Origin of the sequence: Enterobacter cloacae complex sp. SYL001 (assembly GCF_049237025.1) — a bacterium.
Lineage (GTDB): Bacteria > Pseudomonadota > Gammaproteobacteria > Enterobacterales > Enterobacteriaceae > Enterobacter > Enterobacter intestinihominis.
In genome coordinates this window covers 116365-136349 of the sequence record NZ_JBMKJI010000004.1, presented here as the reverse complement: position 1 = coordinate 136349, position 19985 = coordinate 116365, and the positions used below count along the sequence as shown (strand labels likewise).

The 19985-nt window shown below is 56.2% G+C and carries 16 protein-coding genes and 3 tRNA genes; 10 read left to right on the top strand and 9 right to left on the bottom strand.

The window, feature by feature from the left end; all coding sequences use genetic code 11:
• Positions 1-131 precede the first annotated feature (131 nt).
• A complete protein-coding gene (blaACT, locus tag ACOTZP_RS06780) occupies positions 132-1277 on the bottom strand; it encodes an ACT family cephalosporin-hydrolyzing class C beta-lactamase (protein WP_271075253.1) in 1146 nt (381 codons plus the stop codon).
• Positions 1278-1409: 132 nt separating this feature from the next.
• Here blaACT and ampR point away from each other — a divergent pair, with 132 nt between their 5' ends.
• Positions 1410-2324 (top strand): LysR family transcriptional regulator AmpR, encoded by a 915-nt coding sequence (gene ampR, locus ACOTZP_RS06775; RefSeq protein WP_271075252.1) that lies wholly within the window; start codon positions 1410-1412, stop codon positions 2322-2324.
• Here the strand turns inward: ampR and frdD are convergent.
• From frdD to frdA, 4 genes are read right to left on the bottom strand one after another with little or no spacing between them, the layout of a single operon-like run.
• On the bottom strand, positions 2314-2673 hold the full coding sequence (gene frdD, locus ACOTZP_RS06770) for a fumarate reductase subunit FrdD (protein ID WP_000609653.1): 360 nt from the start codon (positions 2671-2673) through the stop codon (positions 2314-2316). The genes ampR and frdD overlap by 11 nt on opposite strands.
• A gap of 10 nt (positions 2674-2683) precedes the next feature.
• Complete coding sequence (frdC, locus tag ACOTZP_RS06765; protein ID WP_003855953.1) at positions 2684-3079, bottom strand: fumarate reductase subunit FrdC; 396 nt, start codon at positions 3077-3079, stop codon at positions 2684-2686.
• Between the two features lie 10 nt (positions 3080-3089).
• The gene (locus ACOTZP_RS06760) at positions 3090-3824 is read right to left on the bottom strand and encodes a succinate dehydrogenase/fumarate reductase iron-sulfur subunit (RefSeq protein ID WP_022646809.1); all 735 of its coding nucleotides are present in this window, start codon (positions 3822-3824) and stop codon (positions 3090-3092) included.
• Positions 3817-5607 (bottom strand): fumarate reductase (quinol) flavoprotein subunit, encoded by a 1791-nt coding sequence (gene frdA, locus ACOTZP_RS06755; RefSeq protein ID WP_023305293.1) that lies wholly within the window; start codon positions 5605-5607, stop codon positions 3817-3819. The genes ACOTZP_RS06760 and frdA overlap by 8 nt, the downstream gene beginning before the upstream one ends.
• A 310-nt stretch (positions 5608-5917) precedes the next feature.
• Here frdA and epmA point away from each other — a divergent pair, with 310 nt between their 5' ends.
• Positions 5918-6895: an elongation factor P--(R)-beta-lysine ligase gene (gene epmA / locus ACOTZP_RS06750; RefSeq protein WP_003855960.1), complete on the top strand. Its 978-nt coding sequence runs from the start codon at positions 5918-5920 to the stop codon at positions 6893-6895.
• A 178-nt stretch (positions 6896-7073) separates the two neighbouring features.
• Positions 7074-8573 carry a glutamate/gamma-aminobutyrate family transporter YjeM gene (yjeM, locus tag ACOTZP_RS06745; protein WP_421633680.1) on the top strand — a complete coding sequence of 500 codons (1500 nt, stop codon included), beginning with the start codon at positions 7074-7076 and terminating at the stop codon, positions 8571-8573.
• A 40-nt stretch (positions 8574-8613) separates the two neighbouring features.
• Here yjeM and mscM read toward each other — a convergent pair whose 3' ends face one another.
• From mscM to rsgA, 3 genes are all read right to left on the bottom strand, one after another.
• Entirely contained in the window at positions 8614-11937 is a 3324-nt protein-coding gene (gene mscM, locus ACOTZP_RS06740) for a miniconductance mechanosensitive channel MscM (protein ID WP_022646812.1), read from the bottom strand.
• 19 nt (positions 11938-11956) lie between these two features.
• Positions 11957-12925 (bottom strand): archaetidylserine decarboxylase, encoded by a 969-nt coding sequence (gene asd / locus ACOTZP_RS06735; protein ID WP_022646813.1) that lies wholly within the window; start codon positions 12923-12925, stop codon positions 11957-11959.
• Positions 12926-13022: 97 nt separating this feature from the next.
• The gene (gene rsgA, locus ACOTZP_RS06730; RefSeq protein WP_072202591.1) at positions 13023-14075 is read right to left on the bottom strand and encodes a small ribosomal subunit biogenesis GTPase RsgA; all 1053 of its coding nucleotides are present in this window, start codon (positions 14073-14075) and stop codon (positions 13023-13025) included.
• A gap of 107 nt (positions 14076-14182) precedes the next feature.
• On the opposite strand from rsgA, the gene orn reads away from it, so the two are divergent.
• The 4 genes from orn (at position 14183) to ACOTZP_RS06710 (ending at position 15242) form a co-directional block, all read left to right on the top strand.
• Complete coding sequence (orn, locus tag ACOTZP_RS06725) at positions 14183-14728, top strand: oligoribonuclease (RefSeq protein ID WP_003855965.1); 546 nt, start codon at positions 14183-14185, stop codon at positions 14726-14728.
• A 196-nt stretch (positions 14729-14924) separates the two neighbouring features.
• Positions 14925-15000: transfer RNA gene (locus ACOTZP_RS06720), tRNA-Gly, on the top strand.
• Between the two features lie 45 nt (positions 15001-15045).
• Positions 15046-15121: transfer RNA gene (locus ACOTZP_RS06715), tRNA-Gly, on the top strand.
• A 45-nt stretch (positions 15122-15166) separates the two neighbouring features.
• Positions 15167-15242: transfer RNA gene (locus ACOTZP_RS06710), tRNA-Gly, on the top strand.
• A 270-nt stretch (positions 15243-15512) separates the two neighbouring features.
• On the opposite strand, the gene queG is transcribed toward ACOTZP_RS06710, so the two are convergent.
• Positions 15513-16652, bottom strand: coding sequence for a tRNA epoxyqueuosine(34) reductase QueG (queG, locus tag ACOTZP_RS06705; RefSeq protein WP_271075072.1), 1140 nt, complete (start codon positions 16650-16652; stop codon positions 15513-15515).
• On the opposite strand from queG, the gene nnr reads away from it, so the two are divergent.
• Genes nnr through amiB form a run of 3 tightly spaced genes read left to right on the top strand, consistent with a single transcriptional unit; the run spans position 16651 to position 19985 of the window.
• Positions 16651-18174: a bifunctional ADP-dependent NAD(P)H-hydrate dehydratase/NAD(P)H-hydrate epimerase gene (nnr, locus tag ACOTZP_RS06700; protein ID WP_271075071.1), complete on the top strand. Its 1524-nt coding sequence runs from the start codon at positions 16651-16653 to the stop codon at positions 18172-18174. The two genes, queG and nnr, sit on opposite strands and share 2 nt — an antisense overlap.
• Complete coding sequence (gene tsaE, locus ACOTZP_RS06695) at positions 18167-18628, top strand: tRNA (adenosine(37)-N6)-threonylcarbamoyltransferase complex ATPase subunit type 1 TsaE (RefSeq protein WP_003855970.1); 462 nt, start codon at positions 18167-18169, stop codon at positions 18626-18628. Before nnr ends, tsaE begins: the two co-directional genes overlap by 8 nt.
• A 16-nt stretch (positions 18629-18644) precedes the next feature.
• Complete coding sequence (gene amiB / locus ACOTZP_RS06690; RefSeq protein ID WP_271075070.1) at positions 18645-19985, top strand: N-acetylmuramoyl-L-alanine amidase AmiB; 1341 nt, start codon at positions 18645-18647, stop codon at positions 19983-19985.

Below are 19985 nucleotides of genomic sequence, written 5' to 3'. Positions count from 1 at the left end.
AGTGTAGATGACAGCAGGGAAAATGCGGGAGATTGTGCAGGGTGTTTTGCCGGGTGGCGGCTTCGCCTTACCCGGCCTACAAAGTTCATGCGTTGTGTAGGCCGGGTAAGCGCAGCGCCACCCGCAATGTTTTACTGTAGCGCGTCGAGGATATGGTATGCCGCCTCAACGCGTGCCGGGTTCGGATAGCTTTTATTCGCGAGCATCACAATACCGATCTGCTTTTCAGGAATAAAGGCCACGTAGCTGCCAAACCCGCCAGTAGAGCCCGTTTTATGGACCCAGGACGCTTTGACCGGGGGAGCCGGTGGATTCACTTCTGCCACGGGAAGCGGTGCCAGCGCCACCTTACTGTCGCTGCCCTCGATCACCGTGTTGGCCTCCACGGGCCAGTTGAGCATCTCCCAGCCCAGACCCTGATACATTGACCCGATACGCCAGTAGCGCGACTGCGCCAGCGCGATGCCCTGCTTAAGTGAGGCATCAGCAACCTTCTCCGGCGCCATGTTTGCCATGACCCAGTTCGCCATATCCTGCACGTTGGTTTTCACGCCATAGGCTTGTGCATCCAGCATTCCCGGCGAAACGCGCACCGCTTTACCGTCACGATAGCCCCAGGCGTAATGCGCCTCTTCCGCTTTCGGAACGTTAATCCAGGTATGGTCCAGCTTGAGCGGCTTAAGGACCCGCGTCGTCATGGCCTGGTCATAGCCCATGCCGGAAGGTTTGACCGCCAGCGCGCCAAAAAGACCGATACTGGCGTTGGCGTAAAGACGCGTTGTGCCAGGCTTCCACTGCGGCTGCCAGTTTTGATAAAAGCGCAGCAGGGCGGCATTATCCGTGACCTCATCCGGTACCTGTAGCGGCAGGCCGCCAGCGGTGTAGGTTGCGAGATCCAGCATACGAATCCCCTGCCACTGCTTGCCCGTTAGCTGTGGCCAGTATCTGGTCACCGGATCGTCCAGCGAAATTTCACCGCGAGCAATGGCATCCCCACCTAAAACCCCGGTGAAGGTTTTACTTATAGAACCCAGCTCGAACAGAGTCTGAGGCGTAACGGGTTTGCTGGCCGCGGTATCGGCTTTGCCAAACGTGTAATAGTGCGGTTTACCCTGATAAATAACGGCCACCGCCATGCCTGGAATCGACTGGGCTTTCATCAGCGGGGTAACCGTATTCGCGACCACCTCCGCCAGCTGTTTTTCTGACACTGGCGCGGCGAGAGCAGAGCAAGAGATGCCGAGCAGCAGGGCGCAGCAAAGAGATTTTTTCATCATCAGTAATCTTCCGTAATAGCGAGTCAAGGGGATGTCCGGGCCCGTCAGACAGGCGTAGTCTGTTGGATTTGACTGTGCCTGACAAACGGTTAAATTTAGCATTAGCTGTTAATTTTTCTAACGGAAGAGACCATGACGCGAAGCTATCTCCCCCTCAATTCGCTTCGAGCCTTTGAAGCCGCCGCGAGACATCTCAGCTTTACGCATGCGGCCATTGAGCTGAACGTGACCCATTCAGCCATTAGCCAGCATGTGAAAACGCTGGAGCAGCACCTGAACTGTCAGCTGTTCGTTCGCGTGTCGCGCGGGCTGATGTTGACTACCGAGGGAGAAAACTTACTGCCGGTACTGAATGATTCGTTCGATCGTATAGCCGGAATGCTGGATCGCTTCGCTAACCATCGTGCGCAGGAGAAGCTGAAAATCGGCGTAGTGGGTACGTTTGCCATCGGGGTTTTATTCTCACAGCTGGACGATTTTCGCCGTGGCTATCCGCACATCGATCTTCAGCTTTCCACCCATAACAACCGCGTTGATCCGGCTGCCGAAGGGCTTGACTATACGATCCGCTACGGTGGCGGGGCGTGGCATGGCACCGAGGCTGAATTTCTTTGTCATGCGCCGCTCGCGCCGCTGTGTACGCCCGATATCGCCACCAGTCTGCACTGTCCGGCCGACATCCTCAGGTTTACGCTGCTGCGCTCCTACCGACGCGACGAGTGGACCGCGTGGATGCAGGCGGCCGGCGAGCACCCCCCTTCGCCAACGCACCGTGTGATGGTATTTGATTCGTCCGTGACCATGCTGGAGGCCGCTCAGGCAGGGGTAGGTATTGCCATTGCGCCTGTCGATATGTTTACCCATCTGTTAGCCAGCGAGCGCATTGTGCAGCCCTTTGCAACGCAGATTGAGCTCGGCAGTTACTGGCTTACCCGATTGCAGTCCCGGGCAGAAACGCCTGCCATGCGCGAATTTTCCCGGTGGCTGGTGGAGAAAATGAAAAGTAAAAAGCCCGCCGGATGGCGGGCCTGTTCAGTCAGATGGTGACCACGGCAATCAACGTGACGACCGTCAGAATGGTTGCCAGGCCGTAGAAGACCCATTTACCGCTTGGCACATGGATTTTCAGATCGTGCATCGCATGGTGGATACGGTGCAGACCACACCACAGCGGCAGGACGATCATCAGGAAGATGAACACCCGGCCAATAAAGCTGCTCGCAAAGGCCAGTACGCGCTCATAGCTCAGCGCATCGCCCGGAAACAGCCCCAGCGGCAGCATAATACCGACCAGCAGGATAATGACCGGGGCAATAATGGCGCTCCACATGCCGCCTGCGCCAAACAGCCCCCAGAAGACCGGCTCATCTGAACGTTTTGGATTTGGATTGATCACAGTAGTCTCCTTACCAGAACAGTGCGACAAACAGAATGACCACAGAGACAACGGCCGTCACTGCCCAGAGCCCTTTAATAACCGGCTCTGGCCCCATTTTTTCGCCTTTTACAATGATGTTCGCTGCTTTTGGCGCCAGTTCAAACCAGGTTTTGGTATGCAGTAGCGCGGCTGCGAGCACAATCAGATTCAGAACTACGATGATTGGGTTTTGCAGGAAACCCACAAAACTGGCCCAGGCTTCCGGGCCGTGCTTGAGGGCATACACCCCGTACATCAGTTCGAGGCTGAACCAGACCGCGGGAACAGCCGTGCCTTCACGCAGCATATAGAAGCGATAAAACGGCAGTTTTTTCCACCAGGTGGACGGCATTGGTCGCACGTAGGCTTTGCGTTTAGTCGTCATCATGCACTCCTTAGCGTGGTTTCAGGGTAGCGATAAGAAAGTCTTTCGAACTTTCCACTTTTCCCTGCTGAATAGCAGCGGCCGGGTCGACATGCTTCGGACAGACTTCGGAGCAGTAACCGACAAACGTGCAGGTCCAGACCCCGTTCTGGCCGTTAAGCTGTGCCATACGTTCTTTTTTGCCGTGGTCGCGGCTGTCCTCGTTATAGCGGTGCGCCAGGGTAATGGCGGCCGGGCCGATAAACTCAGGGTTCAGGCCAAACTGTGGACAGGCGGCGTAGCACAGGCCGCAGTTGATGCAGCCGGAAAACTGATGGTATTTCGCCATCTGCGCGGGCGTCTGGGTGTTTGGCCCCTGATCCGGCGTGCGCGGGTTGCCGATGATGTACGGCTTAATCGCTTCGAGGCTTTCGATAAAGTGGGTCATGTCGACCACCAGATCGCGCTCAATCGGGAAGTTGCCCAGCGCTTCAACCTTGATGCCCTTGGTGTAATCACGCAGGAAAGTTTTACACGCCAGCTTCGGCACTTTGTTGACCATCATGCCGCAGGAGCCGCAGATTGCCATGCGGCAGGACCAGCGGTAGCTCAGGTCCGGGGCCAGGTTATCTTTGATATAGCCGAGCGCATCCAGCAGGGAGGTTTGCTCGTCGTAAGGGACTTCATAGAAAGCGCTGTGCGGCGCGGCGTCCACTTCCGGGTTGTAGCGCACCACTTCAACTTTCAGTTTTTGCATCTCAGCCATTCGCCTTCTCCTTCTTATCGGCGGCTTCTGCTTCTGCACCGTACACGCGTTTCGCCGGTGGCAGCGTAGTGATTTTCACGTCGCTGTAGTCCAGACGGGTGGTACCATCCGCATCGCGCCAGGCGAGAGTATGTTTAAGGAAATTGACGTCGTCACGTTCGGTGCAGCCCTCATCCAGACGCTGGTGCGCGCCGCGGGACTCTTTACGCGCCAGGGCAGAATGGGCCATACACTCTGCGACGTTCAGGCCGTGGCCCAGTTCAATGGTATAGAGCAGGTCGGTATTGAAGACGCTGGAGGTGTCGGTGATGCGCACGCGCTTGAAGCGTTCCTGGAGTTCTGCCAGCTTGTCGACGGTTTTCTGCATCAGCTCTGGCGTACGGTAGATCCCGCAGCCTTCTTCCATCGACAGCCCCATTTCGTCGCGGATCTTCGACCAGTTTTCGTTACCTTCCTGGTTCACCAGGCCTTTCAGGCGTTTTTCGATGTCTGCAACCTGCGCATCCAGCGCCGCGCTGTTAGCTTCACCTGCCGTTGCGGCACGCTCCATCGCGCGTTCGCCCGCCATGCGACCAAAGACCACCAGCTCAGCCAGCGAGTTCGAGCCCAGACGGTTTGCGCCGTGCAGACCGACGGAGGAACACTCACCCACCGCAAACAGCCCTTTGATGCGGGTTTCGCACTGCTGGTCGGTTTCGATACCGCCCATGGTGTAGTGCGCGGTTGGACGCACCGGGATCGGCTCTTTCACCGGGTCGACGCCCACATAGGCTTTCGCCAGCTCGCAGATAAACGGCAGACGCTCCAGCAGTTTCTTCTCGCCGAGATGACGCAGGTCGAGATGTACCACGTCGCCGCGCGGCGTTGAGATGGTGTTGCCTTTGCGCCACTCGTGCCAGAAAGCCTGAGAGACTTTGTCGCGTGGGCCGAGTTCCATGTATTTGTTTTTCGGCTCGCCAAGCGGGGTTTCCGGACCCATGCCGTAATCCTGCAAATAGCGATAGCCGTTTTTGTTGACCAGAATACCGCCTTCGCCGCGGCAGCCTTCCGTCATCAGAATACCGGAGCCCGGCAGGCCGGTTGGGTGATACTGGACGAACTCCATATCACGCAGCGGGACGCCGTGGCTGAGCGCCATGCCCATACCGTCACCGGTGACGATGCCGCCGTTGGTGTTGTAGCGGTATACGCGGCCCGCACCGCCCGTTGCCATCACCACCGCCTTAGCGCGGATCTGGACGAGCGTGCCTTCCATCATGTTCATTGCTACCAGTCCGTGCGCATGACCGTCGTCGACCAGAATGTCGAGAACGAAATGTTCGTCAAAGCGCTGGATTTGTGGGAACTGGAGGGAGGTCTGGAACAGGGTGTGCAGCATGTGGAAGCCGGTCTTATCGGCAGCAAACCAGGTGCGTTCGATCTTCATGCCACCGAAGCGGCGGACGTTGACGCTCCCGTCCGGACGGCGGCTCCATGGACATCCCCACTGTTCCAGCTGGGTCATTTCCGTTGGGCAATGGTGCACGAAGTAATCAACGACATCCTGTTCGCAAAGCCAGTCGCCCCCTGCAACCGTGTCGTGGAAATGGTATTCGAAGCTGTCATGATCCTGCGCGACGGCGGCGGATCCTCCTTCTGCGGCTACCGTGTGGCTGCGCATCGGATAGACTTTTGAAATCAATGCGATTTTGGCGTTCGGATTGGCTTGTGCCGCAGCAATTGCAGCGCGTAATCCAGCCCCGCCAGCGCCTATTACGGCAAGATCGGCTTGAAAAGTTTGCACGACATTCCTCCAGATTTTTGTTTTCCCGCAACGTGATGAGCTAAAGGACGTTCACCTGCCCGAACGGACGATTGCGGAAGCGATTCCACTGCTCCTTTATGGGTAAAACAGTATAACCGCGTAGAAGTGAGGGAAATTTGACGTGTTCGATTTTTTTGCTGTTCTGTGCGGTGATTTATCATCGTGATTAATGAATGACGTCACAGTATTTCTCTGTGCAATGAAAAGGGGCTTTTACTGTGCAAAATTTGTCTCTGCCCCGGCTTGCGAGTAGACTTCGTGCCCTTGTCTGAAAACGGAGAAATAACTCATGAGCGAAACGGCCACCTGGCAGCCGAGCGCATCCATTCCAAACCTGCTAAAGCGCGCAGCAATTATGGCGGAGATCCGCCGCTTCTTTGCGGATCGCGGTGTCCTGGAGGTGGAAACGCCGTGCATGAGTCAGGCGACGGTCACGGATATTCATCTGGTCCCGTTTGAAACCCGTTTTGTTGGCCCAGGCCACTCTCAGGGCATGAATCTGTATCTGATGACCAGCCCGGAATACCATATGAAGCGTCTGCTGGCGGCCGGGTGTGGTCCGGTCTATCAGCTGTGCCGTAGCTTCCGTAATGAAGAGATGGGCCGACACCATAATCCGGAATTCACTATGCTGGAGTGGTACCGCCCGCACTACGACATGTATCGTCTGATGAACGAAGTCGACGATCTGCTCCAACAGGTGCTGGATTGCGCGGAAGCTGAAACGCTCTCCTATCAGCAGGCCTTCCAGCGTCATCTGGAAATTGATCCGCTGTCGGCTGATAAAACACAGCTGCGTGAAGTGGCGGCAAAACTGGATCTGAGCAACGTGGCAGATAACGAAGAGGATCGCGACACGCTGCTGCAACTGCTGTTCACCTTTGGTGTTGAACCGCAGATTGGCAAAGATCGTCCGACGTTTGTCTATCACTTCCCGGCCAGCCAGGCTTCACTGGCGCAGATCAGCACCGAAGATCACCGCGTGGCGGAGCGCTTTGAGGTGTACTTTAAAGGCATCGAGCTGGCGAACGGTTTCCATGAGCTGACCGACGCGCGCGAACAGCAACAGCGTTTCGAGCAGGATAACCGCAAGCGCAACGCGCGCGGTCTGCCGCAGCAGCCGATTGACACCAACCTGCTGGAAGCGCTTAAAGCCGGTCTGCCGGACTGCTCCGGCGTGGCGCTGGGTGTGGATCGCCTGGTCATGCTGGCGCTGGGCGCAGAACAACTGGGCGATGTGATTGCCTTTACGGTCGATCGCGCATAAAGGATTGCCGGGTGGCGCTGTCGCTTACCCGGCCTACTTGGTCATTTAACTCTGCCACATTAAAAACTACTATCTTCTCTATGCACGGGTCTTTTTCTTAATTTGACTCGTATAGCCACAATATTTGTCTGGTCATCTGCTACCATCCGCGCAGTTTAATTCCGTTTCGGATGGTTATATGTCTCACTCACTCAAAAAAATGACCCTTACCGGGCTCATCCTGATGATTTTTACGTCAGTTTTTGGCTTTGCCAATAGCCCGTCCGCGTTTTATCTGATGGGCTACAGCGCGACGCCGTTTTATATCGTTTCCGCGCTGTTCTTCTTTATTCCGTTTGCGCTAATGATGGCGGAGATGGGGTCGGCGTACAGGAAAGAAGAAGGCGGCATCTATTCGTGGATGAACAACAGCGTCGGTCCGCGTTATGCGTTTATCGGTACGTTCATGTGGTTTTCATCCTATGTCGTCTGGATGGTCAGTACGGCGGCCAAGGTCTGGGTGCCGTTCTCAACGTTTCTCTTCGGTGCGGATAAAACGCAGGTCTGGTCTCTGGCGGGGCTGAGTTCCACACAGGTGGTCGGTATTCTGGCGGTGTGCTGGATGGTGGTTGTCACGCGGGTGGCCTCGAAAGGCATCAACAAAATTGCCCGTATCACTGCCGTTGGCGGAATTTCCGTGATGTGCCTGAACCTGGTGCTGCTGCTGGTCAGTATCGCTATTCTGTGCCTGAACGGCGGGCATTTCGCACAGGAAGTCAACTTCGTTTCATCGCCTAATCCGGGTTACCAGTCCGGGCTGGCCATGCTCTCCTTCGTGGTGTTTGCCATCTTTGCTTACGGTGGAATTGAAGCCGTGGGCGGGCTGGTCGATAAAACCGAAAACCCGGAAAAGAACTTTGCCAAAGGCATTATCTTTGCCGCCATCGTCATTTCCATTGGCTACTCGCTGGCGATTTTCCTCTGGGGCGTCAGCACCAACTGGCAGCAGGTACTGAGCAATAACACCACCAACCTCGGCAACATTACCTACGTGTTGATGAAAAGCCTGGGGGTGACGCTGGGCAACGCCATGGATCTCGTGCCGGAAACGTCGGCCACCCCGGGGATCTGGTTTGCGCGGATTACCGGTTTGTCGATGTTCCTCGCCTATACTGGCGCGTTCTTCACGCTGATCTACTCGCCGCTGAAAGCGATTATTCAGGGGACGCCAAAGGCGCTGTGGCCCGCACGTATGACGCAGCTGAACGCTGCCGGTATGCCTGCCAACGCGATGTGGATGCAGTGCCTGCTGGTGTGCGTGTTCATTCTGCTGGTGTCCTTTGGCGGCGATACCGCGTCGGCGTTCTATAACAAGCTGACCCTGATGGCAAACGTATCGATGACGCTTCCGTACCTATTCCTGGCGCTGGCGTTCCCGTTCTTTAAGGCGAAGCGGGATCTGGAGCGACCGTTCGTGATCTTCAAAACCCGCGTGGCGACGCTGCTGGCGACCACTGTTGTGGTGCTGGTCGTCGCGTTCGCCAACATCTTTACCGTCATTCAGCCCGTGGTTGAGGCAAATGACTGGAGCAGCACGCTGTGGATGGTTGGCGGACCGATCTTCTTCTCGCTGCTGGCAATGGGGATTTATGAGAACTACCGCCGCCGCATGATGACCTGCGTGGCAGAAGTGGCATAGCGGATGAAAAAACCCCTCCCGGAAGGGAGGGGGAAATGGATTATAAACTTCCCGCCGGGCGCGAACGCGCCGCAGACGTCAACGTTCTTCCTGTCTTACGTCCGTCCAGCGTTTCCAGACGCATCTGGAAAGGTGGGAACGGCATATCAATTCCGTGCTCGCGGAAGCCAGCCAGGATCAGCTGGTGGATCTCATGGCGCAGCGGCATACGGTGTCCCATCTCGGCGGCGTAGATACGCAGCTCGAAAATCTGGATCCCCTGCTGCAAATCAACCAGGAAGACTTCCGGCGGCGGGTTGTCGATTACCAGCGAACAGCGTTCAGCAGCTGTATACAGGATCTGCGTCACCTCTTCGCTGTTGGCATCCGACGGAGCGGGTACGGTCAGCACCACACGCGTGACGGAGTCAGACAGCGACCAGTTGATAAACTGCTCGGTGATAAACGCTTTGTTCGGGACGATGATCTCTTTACGGTCCCAGTCGCTGATGGTGGTGGCGCGGGTGTTGATCCTGGTGACGCTGCCGGTCAGATCGCGGATGGTCACCGTATCGCCAATTCGAATCGGCTTTTCAAACAGAATGATCAGACCCGAGACGAAGTTGGCAAAGATCTCCTGTAAACCAAAGCCCAGGCCTACGGTCAGGGCGGCAACCAGCCATTGCAGTTTTGACCATTCGATACCAATCATCGAGAAGCCAACCAGCCCACCAAACAGCATGATTAAATACTTGGTAATGGTGGTGATCGCATAGCCTGTGCCGGGGGTTAAATCCAGATGCTGCAACAGCGCCAGCTCCAGCAGGGCAGGGAAGTTACGGATCAGCTGCGTGGTGATAATGAGTACCAGAATCGCAATCAGCACGGCCCCTAAGGTGATGGGCTCCAGGCTTTCGACCCCCTGCACCGTCGACGTCACATCCCACAAAGAGATGTTCTCCAGGAAGCCAAACGCAGAGTGGATTTCCGACCACAGGAAGATCACCGACAGCAGGGCAACCAGCATCAGAATTGAGCGTACCAGCCGCAGGGACTGGGTACTGATCGCATCGAGATCCAGTTCGACGTCATCGGCGTCTGAAGTCCCTTCGGTGCTGTTGACGTGGTTCGGCTCTTCCTCACCCCGCGCGCGCTGAGCCAGTATTTCTGCGCGACGATGTTTGGCACGGTCAAACGCCAGACGACGACGCTGGATCAGCATGCCGCGGCGAATAACATGGTAGACCACCAGCAGCAGGAACCAGATAGCTACTGACGTTTCCAGTCGTGCGAGCAGCGCCTGCGATGTGGCGAGATAACCGACAGCCGCCGCCAGCATTGCCGCCAGCGGCGCGCTAAGCAGCAGGTTCCACAGCAGACGGTTAAACATGTTATCGCCACTGCCGGACTTGTCGAGATAAAGCGGGATCCCGGCGCGCTTCAGGCTGAGCGTCACTACCGCTAATGCCCCGCAGATCAGCATAAAGCACAGCCGTCCCAGCGAGCCGGAGAACTCCCGGTCATTGAGATTATCGAACATGATCAGCGCCATAATTAGCGGCACAATCAGCCCGATGCTCATCAGGTAATAGCGCATCGCCCGCGCCACGCGATTACGCGGCCAGCCAAAGTGAGCGATGAACAGACCATTTGGCCGCGCAAACGTGGCGCAAATCATCACCACCCACAGCAGCGGAACGGTGGCGGTCACGCCATCGCCAATTGCGACGGCAAGCGGATAGGGCCAGGCTTCACGCAGGCCGTATCCGAGCGTCATCCACAGCACCGGCAGCGGAGACGCGACCAGAATTGACCAGAACACTGTACGCAGCGTCAGCCAGAAGTGATCCTGTGTCACTTTCCCCACCCGGGCGCTGGAGCGCTCAAGGAAACGGGTGAAGTGGCGACGGGAATAAATACTGAAACCCACCAGAATCAGTGCCCCCAGCAGCGGGAAGATGGTCTCCTTACTGGTGAGCATCATCACGCTGGCGAGACCCAGCTGGCTGAAGGTGTCCAGCGAAATGAGGCGGCGCAGATCCTGCACGATCTCAATCGGCCAGGCGAAGGTCATCGGCCGCACGTCGGATGTCCAGAACAGGTAACGGTGCGTGGCTTCGTTGACCTCTTTCAGCGCGTCCTCCAGCTGGCTGTTTGAGACTTTCAGCTTGGTGAGCTCGAGGATCAGCGTATCGCCCCCCTGCAACAGGGAATTGAGCAGTTCGCGTTGGGTGCGCAGCTGCGCTTCCAGAATACGGCTTTGCTCGCCGGTGAGCGGCTGTCCGTCAGCCTGACGGATCTGGCGGATTTGCGGCTGCTTATTAAGAAGGTCTTCATAATGAAGACGCTGAACGCGCAGCTGCGCCATCTCCGTATCAAGCTGCTGCGGTTTTGGCATCTCTGGCAGACGAGCCACCTGTGCGCGTAACGCTTCGCCCAACAGGTTAGATGAGCCAAGCCACTGGGACTGTTCACGCAGCGTGTTGAGAGCCTGACGAACCTGGAGGGTTTGATTAGTGGCCTGACGCTGCTGCGAGGCCACCAAATCCATGCGCTGCGCCTGCTGATTCAGCGCGGCAGAAAGCTCGCGGTTAACCTTAAACTGGGCGACGATGCTGTCGGGCAGGTTAGCGCTGTTTTCGGCCAACAACTCGGTGCTTTCCAGCGCACGTTCAGCTTCACGCTGACGCTGGCTGTTGAGTTGATTTCTCAGCGCCTGGAGATACGCATCCAGCTGTTCGCTCTGCTTCTGCGCCAGTTCCGAACGCATCCGCGACAGCTCCTGGCGGTTGTTAGCAGAAAGCTGTGCCAGCTCCAGTTCATCAACCAGTGCTTTAAGTCTGGCGGATTCCGCCTGTAGCCCAAGATTTTGGGCCTGATTCTGCGGGGTGTTGCCGGTCTGCGTCCCAATGCGGCGTTCCACCTCATTTAACTGACGGCGGGCATCGGTTTGCTGCTGTGGAAGCTGACTGAGAGAGTCGGCAATTTCACGCGCCCGTTCCTGCTCCTGCTGTGCCAGACGGCTTTTTTCCAGCAGCTGGCTGCTGACTTGCAGGATCTCCTGATTCAGCGCCTCGGACGTCATCCCTGCGGGTACCTGGCGTGGTTCATCACGCAGGCTGTTTAACTGCGAGCGCAGGGTCTGAGAGAGTTTGGGGAAGTTGTCGATAACCTGCTGATATTGCTGGGCGCGCTCAAGAGAACCCTTTCGTTCCTCAAGTGCGTTCAGTGCAGACTGGAGCGACTCAACGGCCTCCGGCTGAGCGGGTTTCGCCGCTTTTGCCTGCTCCAGCTCCTGGGTTATCTGTTTGGCGTCGGGGGCCGTCGCTGCGTACGCCCCCATGCTGAGGCACCAGGCCATCAGTAATACGATAATCGGGCGCACGTCAGCGATCCTTCTGTTGTTAACCTTCGTCTTTTTTGTCGTCAACCAGCGGGCTGGCATCGTGCTCGGCTTTGATCTCTTCTTCCGGCAACGGGGCTGGCGCAACGTCTGGCGTTGCAAAGACCTCCGTCGATACTGCCAGAGGCTGGCCGAGTTTGGTCACGGACAGGCTTTCCAGCTCGTCGACAAGGTTAACTTTGCCCGGTGCGAACAGGTTGATTACCGTTGAGCCCAGCTTGAAGCGGCCCATCTCCTGACCTTTCAGCAGGGCCACAGAACCTTCTTCTTCCCCGGCAGGCCAGGTCCAGCGCTTGATCACGCCTTCGCGTGGCGGCGTAATGGTGCCCGCCCAGACGGTTTCGATGCTGCCCACAATGGTAGCACCTACCAGAATCTGCGCCATTGGGCCAAATTCAGTATCAAACAGGCAGATGACGCGCTCGTTACGGGCAAACAGGTTAGGGACGTTTTGCGCCGTCAGGTGGTTTACAGAGAACAGATCCCCCGGCACGTAGATCATCTCGCGCAGGATGCCGTTACACGGCATATGAACGCGGTGGTAGTCGCGTGGGGAGAGATAGGTGGTCGCGAAAGTCCCGTTGCGGAACAGATCCGCCATTATGTAGTTACCGGCCAGCAGCGCTTCCAGGCTGTAGTTATGGCCTTTCGCCTGCAAAATTTTGTCGTCTTCAATTTTACCCAGCTGGCTGATCACGCCGTCAGCAGGCATCACCAGCACGTTCGGGTCGGTATTCAGCGGGCGCACTTCGTCGCGCAGCGGACGCACAAAAAATTCGTTGAAGGTGCGGTAGCTTGCCGTATCCGGCTTCTGCGCTTCTTTCATGTCGACCTTGTAGTATTTCACGAACAGGTCGATGACCAGTTTGGTCAGCCAGCCCGCTCGTTTGCTCGCGCCCCAGCCCGCCAGGCGAGTGAGCCACAGTTTAGGCAGAATGTATTGAAGCGAAAGTTTAAATGAGTTTAACAAGGTAGCCTCCAGGCCATTGTTTTGTCGTTCCTGATCCGGCAGTACGCTGCCGGAACCTGAAAAAAGGGGACGATTTTAGCGACGCTTAGCTTAGTTGTCAGTTATCAGAATCAGAAAAGTTTTTACGCGTTTTTACCTGGTCCATGCTTTCGAGAATACGATGGTAATTTTCGAAACGGGTTTCCGCTATTTCACCGTTCTCCACCGCTTCGCGGATGGCGCAGCCCGGATCGTTGTCATGTTTACAGTCGCGGTATTTGCAAGCGCCTATATAGTCATGGAATTCGACAAATCCGTTAAAGATTTGTTCCGGCTCAAGATGCCAGAGACCAAATTCACGCACACCCGGGGAGTCAATCACATCGCCGCCGTGCGGGAAGTGATAGAGACGTGAGGCGGTGGTGGTGTGCTGGCCCAGCCCGGAGACGTCCGACACATCGTTGGTCAGGATTTCTTGCTGAAGGCCGAGCAGGTTGTTAAGCAGGCTCGATTTACCCACGCCAGACTGCCCTGCAAAGATACTGATGCGGTCGGTCAGAGCATCTTCTAACGGCTTCAGGCCATCTTTGGTGCGGCTGGAAACCATCAAAACGCGATAACCAATATTGCGATAGATATCCATCTGCTCATTCACAAAGGCCATGGCCTCGTCATCCAGCAGATCGATTTTATTCAGCACGATGAGCGGCTCAACCTGTAGCGTTTCGCAGGCCACCAGGTAACGGTCAATAATGTTGAGCGAAAGTTCCGGTAAAATCGCTGAAACGATCACGATCTGGTTGATATTGGCGGCAATGGGCTTTACGCCGTCGTAGAAATCAGGACGGGTCAGAACCGACGTGCGTTCATGCACGGCTTCAACGATACCTTTAACCGTTACCCCTTCCGCAGCCGCTTTGCCTGGACGCCAGACCACGCGGTCACCGGTCACCAGGGAACGGATGGTGCGACGGATATTGCAACGGTGGATGTCCCCGTCGGCAGACTCGACATCGGCATGCATACCGAAGCGGCTAATCACCACGCCTTCCGTCGCTTCGCCAAACAGGTTGTCGTCGTAATCGGGCTTCTCCGTAGTGGTTTTAAGACGGCGCTGGTGATTTGCATTCACGCGGCGCTGCTGCCCTTTGGAGAGTTTATTTTTACTCAATCGCGCTGGCTCCTGGTCGCCCATAGCGGGCAAAACCTCTATGATACACTCTAATTAATACTAGTTAACCTGCTACTGCCGGTTAAGCGAGAAGGGTGGAAAATAACATGAGCGCGGACGAAAACAACCTGATTTGGATCGATCTGGAGATGACCGGCCTGGATCCCGAGCGCGATCGCATTATTGAGATCGCCACACTGGTCACCGATGCCAACCTCAATATTCTGGCGGAAGGCCCAACGATTGCCGTGCACCAGTCCGATGACCAGCTTGCGCTGATGGATGAGTGGAACGTGCGTACCCATACTGGCAGCGGGCTGGTGGAACGCGTGAAGGCCAGCACTCTGGGCGACCGCGAAGCGGAGCTGGCGACGCTTGAGTTTCTGAAGCAGTGGGTGCCGGCAGGAAAATCGCCTATCTGTGGCAACAGCATTGGTCAGGATCGTCGTTTCCTGTTTAAGTACATGCCGGAGCTGGAGTCCTACTTCCACTACCGCTATCTGGATGTGAGCACCTTAAAAGAGCTGGCCCGCCGCTGGAAACCGGAAATTCTCGACGGCTTCACAAAGCAGGGGACGCACCAGGCAATGGATGACATCCGTGAGTCTGTTGCGGAGCTGGCGTACTATCGCGAAAACTTTATTAAGCTTTAATTTTGCGATCCGGCGCCTTGCGTGGCCGGGTTTTTGTCGCTAAATTGTTCAGCTTGCCGATTAAATAAGCACTTGAACTGAATTTCAAAAAAATCGCTTTGAGGGGGGTTGCAGCTAAACGGATTTCTCGTATAATGCGCCTCCCGTAACGACAGAGAAATACACGTTACGACAGCAACAAAAGCAGTACAGATTTGCGGGAATAGCTCAGTTGGTAGAGCACGACCTTGCCAAGGTCGGGGTCGCGAGTTCGAGTCTCGTTTCCCGCTCCAAAATTTGAAAAGTATCGCAAGATACGCCAGCACCAGAACACCCAAGCGGGAATAGCTCAGTTGGTAGAGCACGACCTTGCCAAGGTCGGGGTCGCGAGTTCGAGTCTCGTTTCCCGCTCCAAAATTTGAAAGTATCGCAAGATACGCACAGCACCAGAATACCCAAGCGGGAATAGCTCAGTTGGTAGAGCACGACCTTGCCAAGGTCGGGGTCGCGAGTTCGAGTCTCGTTTCCCGCTCCAAATTCTTCTTCTTTCCTAAATTATCCACAGCGAAATGCTTCGTTGGGGACGTTTTCTATTGTATCTGAAACACTCTTGTAAACAGAGTTATCCACAGAAACTGTGATAAATCCCAGTTGTGCAAAATGTTAGCAGGGTGAATAATATCTTCGTAATTAACTGTAATCTATGAAGAAAATTTGATTTCAAAATGTTATTGAGATCACTTGACCTGTTTGCTAAACCTTATTGCGCCTGAATTCTTATTTTTATTCACAGCCTGTGAATATATCACACATCCCGTGGCAGCCCTTTTTCAATCACCCTGACCAGGCGCTGTTTCTTCGGTAACTGCACTTCAACCACGCCGGCATTTCGCTTCTCAATTTGCTGCGCAATCGCCCATTCTATGTGCTCATCAAGAAGTGGGTGCTCACCTCTGCGGCTTTCAAGCGCCTGAAGATTGGCTTCATCCCATGGGGCATTACCCAGCGCAACAGCCACATTACGCAGCCAGCGCAGGTGGCCGATACGACGTATGGCGGAACCTTCCGTCACCTTCAGGAACCAGGCTTCGCTCCAGGCGAACAGTTCGATCAACTGCGGGGCATGTAACGCCTTGCGGGGACTGAAGTCTTCTTCGTCCGTCAACTGTGAATAACGGTTCCACGGACAAATCAGTTGGCAGTCATCACAGCCGTAGATGCGGTTGCCAATAAGCGGACGAAATTCCTCTGGAATAGCACCTTCCAGCTCGATGGTGAGATAAGAGATACAGCGGCGCGCATCAACGGTATAGGGTTCAACGATAGCGCCCGTTGGGCAGATGGTCATACAGGCCACGCAGCGGCCACACCCTTCTTCCACCGGACCGTCTACCGGCAGGGGTAAATCAATCAACAGTTCACCCAGGAAAAAGAATGAGCCCGCGTCGCGGCTTAAGATAAGTGAGTGCTTACCTGTCCAGCCAAGCCCGGCTTTTTCGGCGATCGGGCGCTCAAGAATAGGCGCAGAATCGACAAAGGGTCTAAAATTCAGCGAAACACAGTGCTGCTGAATGGTTTCCCCGAGCTTTTTTAGACGGTTGCGCAGAAGTTTATGGTAATCACGTCCCAGCGCGTATCGGCTGACGTAACCCAGCGAAGGATTTTTTAGCGTGCGCGCAAAGGCCGCGTTAGCGGGCAGATAGTTCATGCGTACGCTAATGACGCGCAGCGTACCCGGCAACAGCTCGTGGGGGCGGGCACGCATCATACCGTGACGCGCCATCCACTCCATCTCGCCGTGGTATTGTTTATCCAGCCATGCCTGTAGCTTAGGCTCGCTGGCAGAGAGGTCGGTATCGGTAATACCGACCTTCTGGAAGCCCAGTTCAGCACCCCACTGTTTTATTTTTTGCGCTAATTCATTGAGATCGAGGGGCAGTGACATGACGGACCATACTGTGAAGAAAAACCCCGCAAGTATACCACATTCCATCTGGCATGCGGATGACCTCCGTCGGGCCGAAAAAGAGGCCGCAGATAGCCTGGGCGTTACCCTTTATGAACTGATGCAGCGCGCGGGCGAGGCGGCGTTTAACGTAGCGCGCACGGCTTATCCGGATGCCTCGCACTACCTGATTCTGTGCGGGCACGGCAATAACGGTAGCGATGGCTATGTGGTGGCTCGTCTTGCGGTGGCGGCGGGGCTGCGCGTTACCCTGCTGGCGCTGGAGAGCGACAAGCCGCTACCGGAAGAGGCTGGCATGGCGAGAGAGGCCTGGCTGAATGCGGGGGGCATTATTCATGCGCCTGATATCGTCTGGCCCGAGGATGTCGACGTGATTGTTGATGGTCTGCTGGGGACGGGGCTGATGCGCGCGCCTCGCGATGACGTCGCCGCGCTGATTACCCACACTAATGCGCACCCCGCCCCGGTGGTGGCGCTGGATATTCCCTCCGGCCTGATGGCGCAAACCGGCGCGACGCCGGGCGTGTCGATTGAGGCTGCGCACACCGTGACCTTTATCGCCCTGAAGCCGGGTTTGCTTACCGGTAAAGCGCGGGATGTCGTGGGGACGTTACATCACAACGCACTGGGGCTGGAAAACTGGCTGGCTGGACAGGATACCCACATCACCCGCTTTGATGCCTCCCTGCTTGCTCAGTGGCTGCCTCCGCGCCGCCCCACATCCCATAAGGGTGATCATGGCCGGCTGCTGATTATCGGTGGCGATCATGGCACGGCAGGTGCGATTCGCATGACAGGAGAGGCCGCGTTGCGCAGCGGTGCCGGATTAGTACGCGTGCTGACCCGCAGCGAAAACATTCCGCCGATTATTACCGCGCGGCCGGAGCTGATGGTCCACGAGCTTGCCCCACAGGCGATTGAAGAGGGTCTTGAGTGGGCGGACGTGGTAGTCATTGGTCCGGGCTTGGGTCAGCAGGAGTGGGGTAAACAGGCCCTGCAAAAGGCCGAGAATTTTCGTAAGCCGATGCTCTGGGATGCCGACGCGCTTAACCTTCTGGCAATAAACCCGGATAAGCGTCACAATCGCATTCTGACGCCACACCCCGGCGAAGCCGCACGGCTGCTTAACTGTAGCGTGGCAGAAATTGAAAGCGATCGCTTACTTTCAGCCCAACGTCTGGTAAAACGTTACGGAGGTGTTGTCGTTTTGAAAGGGGCGGGGACCGTTATTGCCAGCGATGATGCGATGGGCATCGTTGATGCCGGTAATGCAGGCATGGCGAGCGGCGGCATGGGTGATGTGCTCTCTGGCATCATTGGCGCATTGCTCGGACAGAAACTTCCCCTTTATGATGCAGCCTGTGCTGGCTGCGTGGCCCACGGTGCGGCGGCTGACAGGCTGGCTGCTCGTTACGGAACGCGCGGTATGCTGGCCACCGATCTTTTTAGCACGCTGCGGCGTGTTGTTAACCCGGATGTGATTGACGTAGAAAATGACTAATCGAGCGATTCCTTTACCTGATGAACAAGCCACTTTAGATCTCGGCAAGCGCGTGGCGCAGGCCTGTCAGGGGGCGACCGTCATTTATCTGTATGGTGATTTAGGCGCGGGTAAAACAACCTTCAGCCGTGGCTTTTTGCAGGCGTTAGGCCATAACGGGAACGTAAAAAGCCCGACCTACACGCTGGTAGAACCGTACACGCTTGAAAATATCATGGTGTACCACTTTGATTTATATCGTCTTGCGGATCCTGAGGAGCTGGAATTTATGGGGATCCGCGATTACTTTGCCAACGACGCCATCTGCCTGGTGGAGTGGCCGCAACAAGGTGCGGGTGTGCTGCCTGACCCGGATGTCGAAATTCACTTAGATTACCAAGCACAAGGGCGTGAGGCGCGCATCAGTGCGGTTTCCTCATCAGGCTGTTCCTTACTGGCGCGTTTAGCCGGTTGAGCGTAGGGATAACGGGATGATTAATCGCGTTAAAGGTTGGGTGCTGGCTGCCACGGTCCTGCTGTGCGCGCAGGCCGGGGCGGCCAGCCTCTCGGATATTCAGGTGTCGAATGGCGATAGCCAGGCCCGTATTACGTTCAGCTTTATGGGCGATCCTGAATATGCTTTCTCACAAATCGACAGCCGCAGCGTGGCGCTCGATATTAAACAGACCGGGGTGATCCATGGGCTGCCGCTCCAGTTCAGCGGCAACAATCTGGTGAAAAGCATCCGTTCGGGGACGCCGAAGGATGCACAGTCTCTGCGTCTGGTGGTCGATCTCACCGAAAAGGGCAAAACGAAGGCGGTTAAGCAGCAAAACGGCGCCAGTTATACGGTGGTTTTTACCATTAATGCTGATGTTCCGCCGCCGCCACCGCCTGCACCTGTGGTAGCAAAACGCGTAGAAGCGCCGGTTTATACCCCAAGGCCGTCTGAGCCAGCCCGTAATCCGTTTAAATCACAAAATGACCGACTTACCGCCGTGACCAGCAGCAACACGGTGACGCGTCCGGCGGTCAGCGCGCGGCGTACGCCGGTCAGTGGCGACAAAGTGATTATCGCCATCGACGCCGGACACGGCGGGCAAGATCCTGGCGCGATTGGCCCGGGCGGCACGCGGGAGAAAAACGTCACTATCGCCATTGCCCGTAAGCTGCGTGCGCTTCTGAATGACGATCCGATGTTTAAAGGGGTCATGACCCGCGACGGAGATTACTTTATTTCAGTGATGGGACGCTCGGATGTGGCGCGTAAGCAAAACGCCAATTTCCTGGTGTCGATTCACGCGGATGCTGCGCCGAACCGTAACGCCACCGGCGCGTCGGTATGGGTGCTGTCGAACCGTCGCGCCAACAGTGAAATGGCGAACTGGCTTGAAGAGCACGAGAAGCAGTCTGAACTGTTAGGCGGGGCAGGCGATGTGCTGGCAAACAGCCAGGCCGATCCGTATCTCAGCCAGGCGGTACTGGATTTACAGTTCGGTCATTCTCAGCGCGTCGGGTATGATGTCGCCACTAACGTACTCAACCAGCTGCAAAGCGTCGGATCGCTGCATAAGCGTCGTCCGGAACATGCGAGCCTCGGTGTCCTGCGTTCGCCGGATATTCCGTCGATTCTGGTAGAGACGGGTTTTATCAGTAATCACGGTGAAGAGCGTTTACTGGGAAGCGACAGCTATCAGCAGCAAATTGCTGAAGCGATTTATAACGGTCTGCGTAAATACTTTGACGCGCATCCGCTTCAGTCTGCGCCGCAGGGCGGGGCAGCCCAGACGGCAAGCGCCGCGCTGCCGGGTGAGATGACCGCGACTAATTAA

Excerpts from the sequence above, each read along its gene's own strand:
- blaACT (WP_271075253.1), bottom strand. The coding sequence starts at position 1,277 with ATGATGAAAAAATCTCTTTGCTGCGCCCTGCTGCTCGGCATCTCTTGC.
- ampR (WP_271075252.1), top strand. The coding sequence starts at position 1,410 with ATGACGCGAAGCTATCTCCCCCTCAATTCGCTTCGAGCCTTTGAAGCC.
- frdC (WP_003855953.1), bottom strand. The coding sequence starts at position 3,079 with ATGACGACTAAACGCAAAGCCTACGTGCGACCAATGCCGTCCACCTGG.
- ACOTZP_RS06760 (WP_022646809.1), bottom strand. The coding sequence starts at position 3,824 with ATGGCTGAGATGCAAAAACTGAAAGTTGAAGTGGTGCGCTACAACCCG.
- epmA (WP_003855960.1), top strand. The coding sequence starts at position 5,918 with ATGAGCGAAACGGCCACCTGGCAGCCGAGCGCATCCATTCCAAACCTG.
- yjeM (WP_421633680.1), top strand. The coding sequence starts at position 7,074 with ATGTCTCACTCACTCAAAAAAATGACCCTTACCGGGCTCATCCTGATG.
- orn (WP_003855965.1), top strand. The coding sequence starts at position 14,183 with ATGAGCGCGGACGAAAACAACCTGATTTGGATCGATCTGGAGATGACC.
- nnr (WP_271075071.1), top strand. The coding sequence starts at position 16,651 with ATGACGGACCATACTGTGAAGAAAAACCCCGCAAGTATACCACATTCC.
- queG (WP_271075072.1), bottom strand. The coding sequence starts at position 16,652 with ATGTCACTGCCCCTCGATCTCAATGAATTAGCGCAAAAAATAAAACAG.
- tsaE (WP_003855970.1), top strand. The coding sequence starts at position 18,167 with ATGACTAATCGAGCGATTCCTTTACCTGATGAACAAGCCACTTTAGAT.
- amiB (WP_271075070.1), top strand. The coding sequence starts at position 18,645 with ATGATTAATCGCGTTAAAGGTTGGGTGCTGGCTGCCACGGTCCTGCTG.